General features: G+C 40.9%; 8 protein-coding genes and 2 tRNA genes. 1 reads left to right on the top strand and 9 read right to left on the bottom strand.

Annotated elements, in window-relative coordinates; translation table 11 throughout:
• Positions 1-62: 62 nt before the first annotated feature.
• Positions 63-1466: an amino acid carrier protein gene (locus ACTQXY_RS09960; RefSeq protein ID WP_441659311.1), complete on the top strand. Its 1404-nt coding sequence runs from the start codon at positions 63-65 to the stop codon at positions 1464-1466.
• Between the two features lie 91 nt (positions 1467-1557).
• Here ACTQXY_RS09960 and ACTQXY_RS09955 read toward each other — a convergent pair whose 3' ends face one another.
• The 9 genes from ACTQXY_RS09955 to ACTQXY_RS09915 form a co-directional block, all read right to left on the bottom strand.
• Positions 1558-4740, bottom strand: coding sequence for a right-handed parallel beta-helix repeat-containing protein (locus tag ACTQXY_RS09955; RefSeq protein ID WP_441659310.1), 3183 nt, complete (start codon positions 4738-4740; stop codon positions 1558-1560).
• Between the two features lie 54 nt (positions 4741-4794).
• Positions 4795-5628, bottom strand: coding sequence for a hypothetical protein (locus ACTQXY_RS09950; protein WP_441659309.1), 834 nt, complete (start codon positions 5626-5628; stop codon positions 4795-4797).
• Positions 5629-5876: 248 nt separating this feature from the next.
• Positions 5877-5948 (bottom strand) — tRNA-Gly (locus tag ACTQXY_RS09945).
• Positions 5949-5996: 48 nt separating this feature from the next.
• Positions 5997-6068, bottom strand: a tRNA-Gly gene (locus ACTQXY_RS09940).
• A gap of 126 nt (positions 6069-6194) precedes the next feature.
• Entirely contained in the window at positions 6195-8003 is a 1809-nt protein-coding gene (gene aspS / locus ACTQXY_RS09935; protein ID WP_441659308.1) for an aspartate--tRNA ligase, read from the bottom strand.
• Positions 8004-8019: 16 nt separating this feature from the next.
• Positions 8020-9279 carry a histidine--tRNA ligase gene (gene hisS, locus ACTQXY_RS09930; RefSeq protein ID WP_022250811.1) on the bottom strand — a complete coding sequence of 420 codons (1260 nt, stop codon included), beginning with the start codon at positions 9277-9279 and terminating at the stop codon, positions 8020-8022.
• The gene (gene hemZ, locus ACTQXY_RS09925) at positions 9270-10736 is read right to left on the bottom strand and encodes a coproporphyrinogen dehydrogenase HemZ (RefSeq protein ID WP_441659307.1); all 1467 of its coding nucleotides are present in this window, start codon (positions 10734-10736) and stop codon (positions 9270-9272) included. Before hemZ ends, hisS begins: the two co-directional genes overlap by 10 nt.
• A gap of 69 nt (positions 10737-10805) precedes the next feature.
• Entirely contained in the window at positions 10806-11426 is a 621-nt protein-coding gene (locus ACTQXY_RS09920) for an MBL fold metallo-hydrolase (RefSeq protein WP_441659306.1), read from the bottom strand.
• 4 nt (positions 11427-11430) lie between these two features.
• Positions 11431-13734: a RelA/SpoT family protein gene (locus tag ACTQXY_RS09915; RefSeq protein WP_441659305.1), complete on the bottom strand. Its 2304-nt coding sequence runs from the start codon at positions 13732-13734 to the stop codon at positions 11431-11433.
• Positions 13735-13739 lie beyond the last annotated feature (5 nt).

The following is a 13739-nucleotide window of genomic DNA, read 5'->3' as shown; positions in this document are numbered from 1 at the left end:
CTTTTTTATGAGTAAAAAAATCCTTTGCTGCTTTTTTCTGCCAAGCAAAGGAGGAACTTATTGTGTTTAACAATTTACTGGCAAGTCTAAATGACTTTCTCTACAGCTACATTCTAATCTTTTTACTTGTAGCTGCAGGTATCTATTTTACCATTCGTACAAAATTTGTACAATTTCGTCTGATTGGTGATGCGATCAAAGCGCTGAAAGAAAAAGCGGAAAAGAATGACAATGGAAAATCTGTCTCTTCTTTTCAGGCTCTGATGATTTCTACTGCATCAAGAGTCGGCACCGGAAATATTGCCGGAATTGCAACTGCAATTGTAGCCGGAGGACCGGGTGCTGTATTTTGGATGTGGGTTATGGCAATCGTCGGCGGTGCATCTGCCTTTATCGAAAGTACACTGGCACAGGTTTACAAAGTAAAAGACGGAAAAGAATTCCGTGGAGGTCCATCTTATTATATTGAACGTGCCCTCGGCAAACGTTGGCTTGGAGTTCTCTTTTCCATTCTGCTGATTGCATGTTTTGCCTATGGTTTTAATGGTCTTCAGACTTATAATATGTCATCTGCTTTGGAATATTACATTCCAAATTACAGCGATACAATCCTTCCTGCCGTTGTCGGACTTTTGATTGCTGCCGCAACTGCATTTGTCATCTTCGGAGGGGTTCACAGAATCGGATTCATTTCTTCTGTAATTGTTCCGATTATGGCTGGAATCTACATTTTGATGGGAATCTTCATTACACTGACAAACTTAAACCATGTTCCTGAGATGTTTTCACTCATCTTTGACGGTGCTTTTGATTTTCGGGCAATCTTCGGTGGATTTGCCGGAAGTACTGTCTTAATCGGGATCAAACGTGGGTTATTCTCCAATGAGGCCGGTATGGGTAGCGCACCAAATGCATCCGCAACCGCAACTGTTTCTCACCCGGTAAAACAAGGAATGGTTCAGGTCCTTTCTGTATTTATCGATACACTTATGATCTGTACGACTACCGCTTTTATCTTGTTGCTTTCCGGAGTGACAGGCGTTCCTGAAAAATTGGACGGTATCCCATATGTACAGGCTGCAATCAGTGCAAATGTCGGTTCACTTGGTATCCACTTTATTACATTTTCCATTTTTGCATTTGCATTCACAAGTTTAATCGGAAATTACTATTACGCCGAATCAAACATTCTGTTCATCAAGAACAATCGCGTTCTGTTGAATGGTTTCCGCATCACATGTCTGATTGCGATTTTTCTCGGTGCACAGGCTGATTTTAGCACTGTGTGGAATCTCGCAGACGTGTTGATGGGATTCATGGCAATTGAAAATATCCTGGTCATTTTCTTGTTAGGCGGAATCGCTTTCAAAGTGCTTGACGATTACACAAAACAGAAAAAACAAGGGCTTGACCCTGTATTTAAAGCAAAAAATGTCGGTTTAAATAATACGGATACTTGGAAATAAACTCGTTCAGTTATATATAGAGGAGGCAGTGACTTGTGTAAATCACTGCCTCCTCTTTTTAGGACTATCTATTTCTCAATAGATTTGTTTCTTATCCTCTTTTTTTCTTTCCAAGCAAAACAACTACACTCAATGCTCCGATTGCCAAAATTCCCATTGGCATTGTATCAGAAGCATCCCCTGTTTTTGCTGCCGGTTTCTTTTCTGATGTCTGTGGCTTATCAGGTTTTGTCGTTGGCTGCTGTGGTTTTGTTGGCTTCTGTGGATCTACCGGCTGCTGTGGTTTTGTTGGCTCCTGTGGATCTGCCGGTTTTTCTTGCAGTGCTTCAATTGCATGATTTAACGCACTCTCTGCTTCATCAAGCTCTTTCTGTGTTGCCGCATTCTCATATGCTTCTTTTGCTGCCGCAAGCGCCGCCTCAAATGCTTTTACACTTTCTTCTGTGTATTTGCTTGTATCTATTCCTTCTGCTTTTTCGATCAACGCATTTAATTCTGTTTTGTCCAACTCTACCGCATATTCTACTGCACCAATGTCTGTCTTTCCATCAGTAAGTGGCGTGCCAAAGTAATCTTTTCCACCATTATTTTCGATATTCAGACCTGCATCAATTGCCGGTGAGTCTGCCTGAAGTTTGTAACCTTTTACAGAATCAATTCCTTTTCCACCTGTTCCAGGCGCCACAAATTTCGGATCTTCCTGAATCAATGTTGTATCGTTTGACGGAACTTCATCGAAACCTACAAAGATGTTGCTCTCGTAGTCAATTTCCTGTTCGTTAAATCCTTTTCCAGGTGTCATAGTTCCTTTATTTACTACGATATTATTGTAAAACTTCGCATCACTCTTTCCACCTGTATAGCCGTTTTTCAACCATTCTCTGTCAATTCCTTCACCCAGATAAATCGTGTTGTTATAAGCCATACTGCCTTCATGACCTTCTCTCCAGTCAATTACACCGTGTTTTGCACCGTCATTTTGGCTGATGTTATAGCGATAAATTCCATTAAATCCTCTTAAGCTTGCAGTACAGCACCACATAAATACACCACCTGCGTTATCATGTAGATAATTGTACTGTACTAATGTATTTTGGTTCAGTGCATCAATTTCGATTCCCTGTCCATCTCCTGCTCCAAGTAATGCATCTGCCGGAGATGATTCATATACTTCGTTGTATTCAAATACGACATTGTCTGAATTCCAGTTGAAAAGTCCAACGCCATACCAACAGTTATATACTGCGCGGTATACTGTGTTATGATCTACTGTTACATCTTTACAACCATCTACAATTGTTCCATCACCGTCAATATCATGAATAATATTGTTGCTCAGTGTAAATCTTTCATATGGTTTCCATGCACCTTTTCCTGTATATCCAAATGGTTCATACTTATTCCATTTGTCACCTTCTCTTGTTGTCCAAGGTGAAACAAAGTTGATTCCGGATCTTCCCAGATCATACAGTTCACAGTTTGTAACGCTGATGTCATGCACCGCTGTTGGAACTCTCTTGGATGCATCACTCAGGTTTGTTGTCACTGTCATAATAATTCCACCAGAAGATTTTCCTTCATTGCTGATTGGTCCTCTAAATCCGTGAATTGTCAGATTATCAAGCTTAAAGTAAGAAAGATCCCCAACATCTTCTGCCGAGATATTGATACCTCTGCGGTAAACAGTTGTATTTGTGTTTTGTTCATACGTTGGATCATATAATTCCAAATCTCTTACTTCCCAGTATTCCTGGTTAAAGAATGTAATTACATTGTTGACTCTTGGGTTGAGAACAACTTGATTCGCAATGTTCATATGCGAAATCGTCCAGTCCTCACCTGGCATTAAAATTGGTTTCTTTCCTTCTCCATAACTTGCAATCACAATCGGTGCTCCATCCACACCAGATCCTTGTGGTTTTAATGCACCTGTCCAAGTCTCTCCTGCTTTAAACAGAATCTGGTCTCCCGGCTGGAATTTTTCCTTGTTGACTCTGTCAATTGTCTGCCATGCAGTCTCAGGACTTGTACCGTTGTTACTGTCCTTTCCGTTTGTGGCGTCCACATAATATTTCACACCGCTTCCAAGTTCTACTTTGAACTCTGCTGTCTTAGCCACATCTTTATATGTTACTTTTACAGTTACATCTTTCGGATCTACAGCCCCTGAGATTTTGTCAAATGTCATAACAACATTCTTACTGTCCTTATTATAAGTAAACTCTTTAATTACAGCTTTCTCAAATGCTCCATCATTCACTTTATATTCTAATGTAAAGTCATCTTTTACCGGAGCTACTGTAGGTACTTTATCCAAATTCGCTGTAACACTGCCATTTTCAGCAGTAATTCCGGTAAGATTTGCTTCTACCAACTCTTCTCCAGATGCATCCACATCAAAATCTACTACCATAGGCTGTTTGCTTGGTTTATAAGTAGCAGTGACTGTGATTGTCTGTTTCATAGGCTGTTTTGCAATCTCTGCAAAATTCATTGTCAATGTCTTGCCGTTCACAGTTTCACCTGTAATATCCAGTTTCTTTGCCACTTCAGGTTCTAAAGAGGATGTGTAAGAGATATCAAAATCAGAACTCTTCATTTCGCCCTGATAGTCTGCATTATATTCTGCTTTCAGCGCCCCATTTTCCACGCTTAAGCTCTTAAGATCACTGGAAATCTGTAATGACCAGTCATCCACATATACATTTCCACTATTACCGCTTTCCACCCAGATTGCAGCTCTTGTATTTTTTCCTGCATCTGATCCGGTTGCTCCTGTATATGTAAATTCAATCTCATATTGTTTGTATTCTGAAGAATCGATTGCAACTTTCTTTTCGCTTCCTCCGTACCATTTCAGGCACAGCCATGTTCTAAGACCGGATGGGTTTGTATTTTTTGCCCATACAGAAAGTTTGTATGTTGCTCCTTTCTGAAGATCCGGGACATCCTGCTCCAATGCATCATTTTGTTTTGCAACAGTTGCTGACCATTCTCCGCTGTGTGCATTCTCTTTTACTTTCTTTACTGTTCCCGGGTTCTGTGTTGAATAAGCGAACCAGTTTCCCACTTTGTTATTCTGATTACCATCAGAATGAGTGCCAAGATCCACACCCTCTTCAAATGTAGGATTTTTCAGCAGATTTTCATTTGTCACTGTAGAAGCCGCCTGTACAATTTCAGGACCAGAAGTTCCCACTGTCTGGAACGTTGTCACCGCCATTGCAATAGACAGACCAACTGCCAATAAACGTTTTACCATTTTCCCTTTCATAATTTTTTACTTCCTTTCTTTATTATTTCTTAAAACAGAAACAGTACATCCTCTTTACTGTCCCTGATTTAATTCAAACTCCAGTGGATGCTCTTTCTCAGCCTGTTTCACCAGCTTTTGATAATAAACATCCGATATGTAAATCTTAAGGACCGTGCTTTTGTCCGTCTCAAAATCAGTAGTCTTCATTGCTTTTTTCAAAATCTCTCCACTGATTGGTTCGTCTCTGTCCGATAAGGTGAACTGCTCCCCCTCTTCCCCATAATACAAATATTCAAACAATTCACTATCTGTCTTTTCCAATGTGGAAAGTTCATCCCAGATAACTGTTTTCGTCTCTTCACCCAAACGATATATGATCTCATCTACTCTCTCAAATTTATCAGGGTGTGCTTCCCAATATGTTTTTGCTTCTTTCTCTAAGGATTCCTCATGATTTCTTACCATATAATCCACTGTCTGTATTTTCAGATTGCTGAGTGTATATTCAAGATAACTGTCTAATGCATATTCCAATGTACCGTAAACAACTTCTCCTGCACTCTTTTTCGCCTGACGCTGCTGATTTTCTGCTTCCATATCCATCTTTAGCGATTCATAGGAGTACGGTTTGCAAAGATTATATGCTTCCCCCAATGCAAATTGAGCATACACTTCTTTTGCATATTCTTTTGTCTTTTTCTCTAGTTCTTTTTGATCTTGCTCTTTATAGTCTTTTTGCACAACTTCGCTATAAAAGTGATATTCTTCCTCCGACACAACCGTCACCACTTTCGACGAAGAATCCTCTTCCACATTCTTGTTTCTATCATTAAAGATGACGGCAATTGCTATACCTAAAATGACTAATATAACTATCCCCGCCACAAAATATTGTCTCTTTTTCATAATCGTTTCTCCTAATTTAAAATTTTTGTCTCTCTTTTTTATAATTATAACACTTTTTTTCAAATAATACTTATATAAACTGCTCCTGTTTTTCTTATTTTTTGTACAATTCGGAACTCTTCTCAGACTTCGTCTTATGATTTACAAATATATATTTTACTATAAAAAAAGCCAACAGCACCTGCATATCAGGTAGCCATCGGCAATCCATTCTTTTCCTATCATTCAGACTTTCAGGGTATGAAAAAAGCACGAGACGGGATTCGAACCCGCGACCCTCGCCTTGGCAAGGCGATACTCCACCACTGAGCCACTCGTGCATATTATTGTTCTCTAAATCAGAACCTTTATTCAATTGTCATTGAAAGAGCACGAGACGGGATTCGAACCCGCGACCCTCGCCTTGGCAAGGCGATACTCCACCACTGAGCCACTCGTGCATATTGTGTTCTCTGAATCAGAACAATATTCATTATACTCATGTTCCACTTGTTTGTCAATTACTTTTTTTATTTTTTACAATTTTTTATTGTAAAAGGAAGCCCGTTTCCAAGCTTCCTTCCATCCTACTCTTCTATCGTTTCTTTCTCTTCCTTTTCTGTGACAGCCAGACAAAGTTCCTCTAACTGTTTCGGATCTACTCCAGAAGGTGCTTCTGTCATCAGATCCGATGCATCTTTTACTTTCGGGAATGCAATGACATCTCGGATACTGTCTTCTTTTGCCATCAGCATCACAAGACGATCCAATCCATATGCAAGTCCTGCGTGAGGAGGCACTCCGTATTTGAATGCATTCAACAAGAATCCAAACTGTTCCTGCGCCTGCTCTTTTGTAAATCCAAGCACTTCAAACATCTTGCTCTGAATCTCCTGATTGAAGATTCTGACACTTCCACCACCGATTTCGGTACCGTTCAACACAATATCATAAGCTTTTGCACGTACTTTTCCCGGATCTGTGTCGATCAGATGCAAATCCTCTTCCATCGGCATTGTAAATGGATGATGCATTGCTGTGTATCTTCCAGCTTCTTCATTCCACTCTAACAATGGGAATTCTGTTACCCACAAGAATTTATAATCGTTTTTGTCTAATAATTCCAATTGGCGTGCAATCTCCAAACGTAAGTTTCCAAGAACATCCCATACGACCTGATTCTTATCTGCTGCAAAGAGCAGTAAGTCACCATTTTCTCCATCCATTGCTTTTACAAGTGCTGCCATTTCCTCTTCACTCATGAATTTTGCAAAAGAAGACTTGATTGTGCCATCTTCCTGTATTGCCACGTATGCGAGACCTTTCGCACCAAAGTCTTTCGCAAAATCAACCAGTTTATCGATTTTCTTACGTGGCATTGCACCCTGACCTTTGGCATTGATTCCACGAACACTTCCGCCATTTTCCAATGCATTTTTAAACACCACAAATTCGCAGTCTTTCACAACTCCCGACACATCTGTCAATTCCATTCCAAAGCGGATATCCGGTTTGTCTGAACCGAAACGATCCATCGCTTCCTGCCATGTCATTCTCTGGATTGGAAGAGAAACTTCTATTCCAAGAATCTCTTTGAACATTTTAGCCAGTAATCTTTCATTAACGTCAATGACATCATCCACATCAACAAACGATAATTCCATATCAATCTGTGTAAATTCCGGCTGACGGTCCGCACGTAAATCTTCATCACGGAAACATTTTACAATTTGGAAATAACGATCATATCCTGCACACATCAAAAGCTGTTTAAAAATCTGTGGTGACTGTGGAAGCGCATAGAAATTTCCCGGATGTACACGGCTTGGCACAAGGTAATCTCTTGCTCCCTCCGGAGTACTTTTGATCAACATCGGTGTCTCGATTTCCAAAAATCCTTCCTCTGCAAGGAATTGACGTGTCAATGTCGCCGCTTTACTTCTCATCATCAGGTTTCTCTGTAAATCCGGTCTTCTCAAATCCAACACGCGGTATTTCAGACGTAATTCCTCTTTTGTCTTGCTGTTCTCTTCAATCGGGAACGGCGGTGTCTCAGACTCAGATAAAATACGAAGTTCTTTTACACGAATCTCAATCTCTCCTGTTGCAAGATTTTCATTCACTGCACCGGAACGTGCTTCTACAGTACCCACTGCTGCAATTACAAATTCACTGCGAAGCTTTCCTGCTTTTTCAAAATCTTCTTCGCTCACGCTTCCATTTTCAAAAATAAGCTGCAGCAATCCGGAACGGTCACGTAAATCCACGAATACAATTCCACCTTTATTACGGTTCTTCTGCACCCATCCCATTACAGTTACTGTCTCTCCGATATTTGCCTTACTTAACTCTGCACATCTGTGGCTTCTCTTCAAGCCCTGCATTGATTCTGCCATTGTTCTCTCTCGCTTTCTATTTTATATTGTCTTTAAAAATTTCCTGAATATCTGTATATCCTTCATTCATAAGCTGTTCTTTCTGGAACTTTTTGTTTTTCTTCATATTGACAAGCATCACCTGTTTTCCGTTTGCACGCTCTTCTTTCGCAATCGCAAGGATTTTTAACATTCCTTCTGCAGACATTCCTTTTTCAATCAGCAATGCCTTCTTTTCTCTGCTTGTCGGAACTTTATATCCTCTTTCCAAAAGCAGCATTACGATACGCTCAAATCCGATAGAAAATCCACATGCCGGTGTCGGCTGCCCTGTAAATTTCCCAATCATCTCATCGTAACGTCCGCCGCCTCCTACAGAGCCACCGAATTCATCCATGGAAATCTCAAAAATCGTTCCTGTATAATATGACATACCGCGCACTAATGTCGGGTCAAAGCTCACTTTAAATTCTGCCTCTTTTGCACTTTCTACACTGGAAATAATCATTTCTAATCCATCGGCTGTCTCTGCTTCCAAAAATCCTTCTAGTTTTTCTTTGCAGTAGCGTACACCTTCGATATCATTTGTAATCTTTTTAAAGAGTTCTAAGTATTTCTCAATAGATTCCTTTGCATATCCGTTCTCTTCCAGTTCTTTCGCCACACCGTCCAAGCCAATCTTATCCATTTTATCTAAAATAATAAATACAGTATCGTAATCTTTCTCTTCAAAACCACTGTAAGCAGCCATTGCTTTTAAGATTTTTCTGTCATTGATGCGGATCGTAAAGTTTTTGAAATCTAACTTTCCAAGCAGTGTTGTTGTCGCTAAGATCAGCTCAATTTCCGCTAAGTTACTTGGTTCACCAAGAATATCGATATCGCATTGCATAAACTGACGGAAACGTCCTCTTTGCGGTCTGTCCGCTCTCCACACATTCCCCATCTGCAACGCTTTAAACGGTGACGGCAACACACTTGCATTGTTCGCATAATATCTGGACAACGGCACTGTCAGGTCATAGCGAAGACCTCCATCCACCAAATCCATCTCTTCTTTCGCTGTATCTAATTTTAATTTTTCTCCACGTTTTAAAATCTTGAAAATCAGTTTTTCATTGTCTCCACCCTGTTTGCTGCACAGATTCTCAATGTGCTCCACACATGGTGTCTCCATGGAAGAAAATCCAAATGTGCGGTATGTGTCTTTAATCATCTGAATCACATAATCGCGGATCTCCATCTCTGCCGGCAACATATCTTTCATGCCTGTGACTGGTTTTTTCTTTAATGCCATAACCATTCTCCTTTTCGCTCTATCATTTCATCAATTCGATTGATGTATTGTTCGACGTCTTTTACATTCTCCGTCCTGACAATCTGCTTCGGATTGCCTGTCTTTTCATCTATCAAGGTCTTTTCTTTTGGCAGCACGATCTTTGTTGATGCCCCTGCTCCCACAGCCACGATAGATTGTTTCTCTTCCATAATAAGTATATTGTATATTCCGGCTTTGTCAACCTTTGCATAACCAACATTTTCAAAATTTCCCGCAATATTTTTCTGCCTGTACAGATAATACGGTACGAGCTGCATTTTCCCGGCATATTCTGCTGCGAGTTCGATCATCTCCGATAGCATCGCGGCACTGTCTGCCTGGTCATTTTCCTGATAGCTTCCCTCTCTCTTTTCCTGTGTCAGTCTGGATGCACGCTTCATCGCAAGGGCATGCACAGTCAGACTATCCGGCGCAAACATTTCTATCTGTCGCAGTGTATCTTTCATATCGTCTAAAGTTTCTCCCGGAAGTCCCGCAATCAAATCCATATTAATGTTCTCAAATCCTAGTTCCCTTGCCATCGCATACACTTGTCGAATATCCTCTACTGTATGTTTTCGCCCGATACAATCTAATGTCTTTTGCTGCATTGTCTGCGGATTGATCGAAATTCTGGAAATCTGATGTCTTCTCAGCACTTCCAGTTTTTCTTTTGTAATACTGTCCGGACGCCCCGCTTCCACCGTGAATTCTTTCAAATCTTCAAATGAAAATGTTTTTTCGATATGTGACAAAAGTCTCTCCAACTGTTCCGGTTCCAGCGTCGTAGGCGTTCCTCCACCAATATAAACGGTATTTAGTTTCTTTTCTTTTGACACTTCTCCTACAAAAGTGATCTCTTTACACAGAGCATCTAAATATTCATCTACACGGTTCTTCCATTTGTGGATTGGCTGCGAAGTAAAGGAACAGTAACTGCAGGTAGTTGGACAAAATGGAATCCCCACATAAAGACTGTATCCATCCTTATAGTCTAATTGAGCCAGCAGCGCTTTCTCTCGTTTTGCGATCTCCATGCCGAGGTTTGCTTTTTTGTCCGTTGTCCGATAATTTTCTTTCATATAGTTAATGACATCCTGTTCGCTTTTTCCTTCTTCCAGCAAGTTCATCATAATCTTCGTCGGTCTGATTCCTGTCAGCACACCCCAGGCAAGTTCCTTTTCGGTTTGTTTTGACAACCAGTCGTATACTTTCAGGTTCACATACCTCTTTTTCTGCTTTCGCTCTGCGTATTCTTCCACCTCATTTTTGTTGATTAAAAGACACTCTTTTCGTTGCCCATCTATTCTCAGTTCAATCAAATTAGGGACACCACTGTCGATTGTTTGGTCAATCTCACTCCCCGGGTAAAAAGCCCTTAAAATATGGTACATATCGTATATATACATTTCCTCTTTTACGATTATTTTTATCATTTTACACCTCACTTCAACCCAATTTGGGACGTAGTAAACTTCAATTTTACTACGTCCCAAATTGAACCTTTAAATAAACGGATTATACTGTTTTTCATCCGCAATGCAAGTCAAATCGTTATGCCCCGGATAGACCATCACCTGATCCGGAAGGCAGAATAATTTTTCTTGAATCGATTTCACCAAAACTGATGCGCTTCCGGTCGGGAAGTCGCTTCGACCAACGCTTCTGCAAAACAGTGTATCTCCACTAAACAGCACTTCCTCATCCTTCACATAGTAACAGCATCCGCCACTTGTATGCCCGGGTGTATGAATCACTTCAAACGTATATCCTGCCAGCACAAGTTTTTCCCCATCACTCAGACAGGTCACTTTCTCATAGGCATAACTTGTCCCAAACATACTGGAAAGATTTAATGCCTGATCTCTCAATATTGCCGCTTCATCTCTATAAATATATACCGGAATATGGAATTCTTTTGTCCACCCTTCAATTCCCATCACATGATCAAAATGACCATGTGTCAGAAGAATTGCTTTCGGCTTATAGCCGATTCGTTTCACATAACTGATCATATAATCCGGACAAATCGCCGGATCAATGATAACCAGCTCTTTTGTCTCCTCATTTTCCACTAAATAACAGTTGGTTCCCAGTGAACCCAATGCATATTTTTCTATCTTCATTCTTTTACCCTGCCGTACGTTCAATATCAATCACGCCCTCTATCTGACGCAATTTTTCCACAATTCGACTCAATTCTTCTCTGCCGCGAACAACAAAACCAAGCTCAATTGTTGCAACTCCCTGTTTGCTGACACGCGTATTCATCAAATTGATATCAATTTTATTCTCTGTAAATATCTTAGAAATCTCCATAAGCAGACCTTGCCGGTTATTTGCATACATCTTGATTCCCGACATATACTGCCCACCGGCTTCATCCGACGCATTTGTCTCCCACTCGGCATCAATCAATCTGGCTCTTTCCGCCTCCGATAAATGAATGATGTTGACACAGTCCGTTCTATGAATGGACATTCCACGTCCTCGTGTCACAAAGCCGACAATCTCATCTCCCGGAACCGGATTACAGCATCTGGAAAACCGAACCGCCATGTCATCAATTCCCTTTACAACAATTCCGCTTTTCGACTTCGTCACATGCACTTTATTCTTAGATGCTTCAGATACCCGTTCAATAATCGTCTCATCTGTCACAGCTGCCTTATGATCTTTTTCGTATTCCTCCAAAAGACGATTGATAACCTGACCTTCTTTTAAGCCACCATGCCCGATTGACGCAAGCACCGCATCCCAATCACGGAAGCCATATTTGACCTGTACTACCTGCATGTATTTCGGCTTGGTCAAATCACTGAGCATAATAGATTTTGTCTTGCAATACGCCGCAAGCATCTCTTTTCCGCGAACAATATTCTCTTCTTTAAATTCTTTCTTAAACCACTGATTGATCTTGTTACGCGCCTGCGTACTTTTTACAATGTTCAGCCAGTCACGACTCGGTCCCTTGGAATTTTGCGAAGTAAGAATCTCAATTCTGTCACCATTTTGAATCTTATAATCAATATTTACAAGTTTTCCGTTCACACGGGCTCCTACCATCTTATTTCCAACCGCACTGTGAATTGCATAAGCAAAATCAACCGGCGTAGAACCATTCGGCAGATTCTTTACATCCCCATTCGGCGTAAAGCAGTAGACATCTTCTGCGAACAAATCCAGATCTCCTTTCAAGAGACTTAAAAATTCGCGGTTATCTGTATCCTGCTGCCATTCCAAAATCTGTCTTAACCAGCTTAGTTTTTCCTCTTCCTGCGCGGCAACACTCTTTTTGCCATCATTGGATTCTTTATATTTCCAATGGGCAGCAATACCATACTCCGCCGTCTTATGCATCTCCTCGGTACGGATCTGAATCTCAAACGGCTGTCCCACCGAACTCATCAATGTCGTATGCAATGACTGATACATATTCGGCTTTGGCATCGCAATATAATCTTTAAAGCGCCCCGGAATCGGCGTGTACATCTCATGAATAACACCAAGTGCGGCATAGCAGTCTTTCACTGACTCCACGATGATCCGGACTGCAAACAAATCATAAATCTGATCCACTGTCTTATCCTGATTGACCATCTTTTTATAAATGCTGAAGAAATGTTTCACTCTACCTTTTACTTCTGCCTTAATCTTCGCATTTTTCATATGTTCTGACACTTCTTCGACAATCTGCTGCACAAACTCCTCACGCTCTGTCTTTCTCGCATTGATCTGCTGCACAAGATCATAAAATACTTCCGGTTGAGAATATTTCAAAGACAGATCATCAAGTTCTGTCTTAATCCTGGAAATACCAAGTCTCTGCGCAATCGGCGCATAGATGTCCATCGTCTCACGCGCTTTCTCAATCTGCTTTTCCGGACGCATGAACTGAAGTGTTCTCATATTATGCAGTCTGTCCGCAAGCTTGATCAAAATCACTCGGATATCTTTTGCCATCGCCAAAAACATCTTTCTTAAGTTCTCTGCCTGCACCTCCAGTTTGTCAGCGGAATACGACAATTGTCCAAGCTTTGTGACACCGTCCACAAGCAGTGCAACTTCCGAACCAAAGATCTCGGTAATCTCCTGCTCTGTCATCACAGTATCTTCCACAACATCATGCAAAATTCCGGCAACAATCGTCTCTTTATCCAACTCCAGATCAGCAAGAATGATTCCTACCCACAACGGGTGAATAATGTATGCCTCACCTGATTTTCGAAACTGTCCTTCATGCGCATGGTACGCGATATTGAACGCTTTTTCCACCATGGAAATATCTGTAGACGGATGGTACTTTCTAATTCGTTTGATCAATGCCTCATATAACATCTTTGGGTCCTGATAATCTTCCGGCGCCTTCACCGCATGCCCATCCACAATCTCAAGTCCCTTGTATGGATTCTCTATTACTTTATTGTCGGTCACATTAA

Origin of the sequence: Faecalimonas sp. LCP19S3_D12, assembly GCF_052121495.1 — a bacterium.
GTDB lineage: Bacteria > Bacillota > Clostridia > Lachnospirales > Lachnospiraceae > Faecalimonas.
Note: the sequence above shows the minus strand (reverse complement) of the source record. Positions and strands in the feature narration are given on the sequence as shown.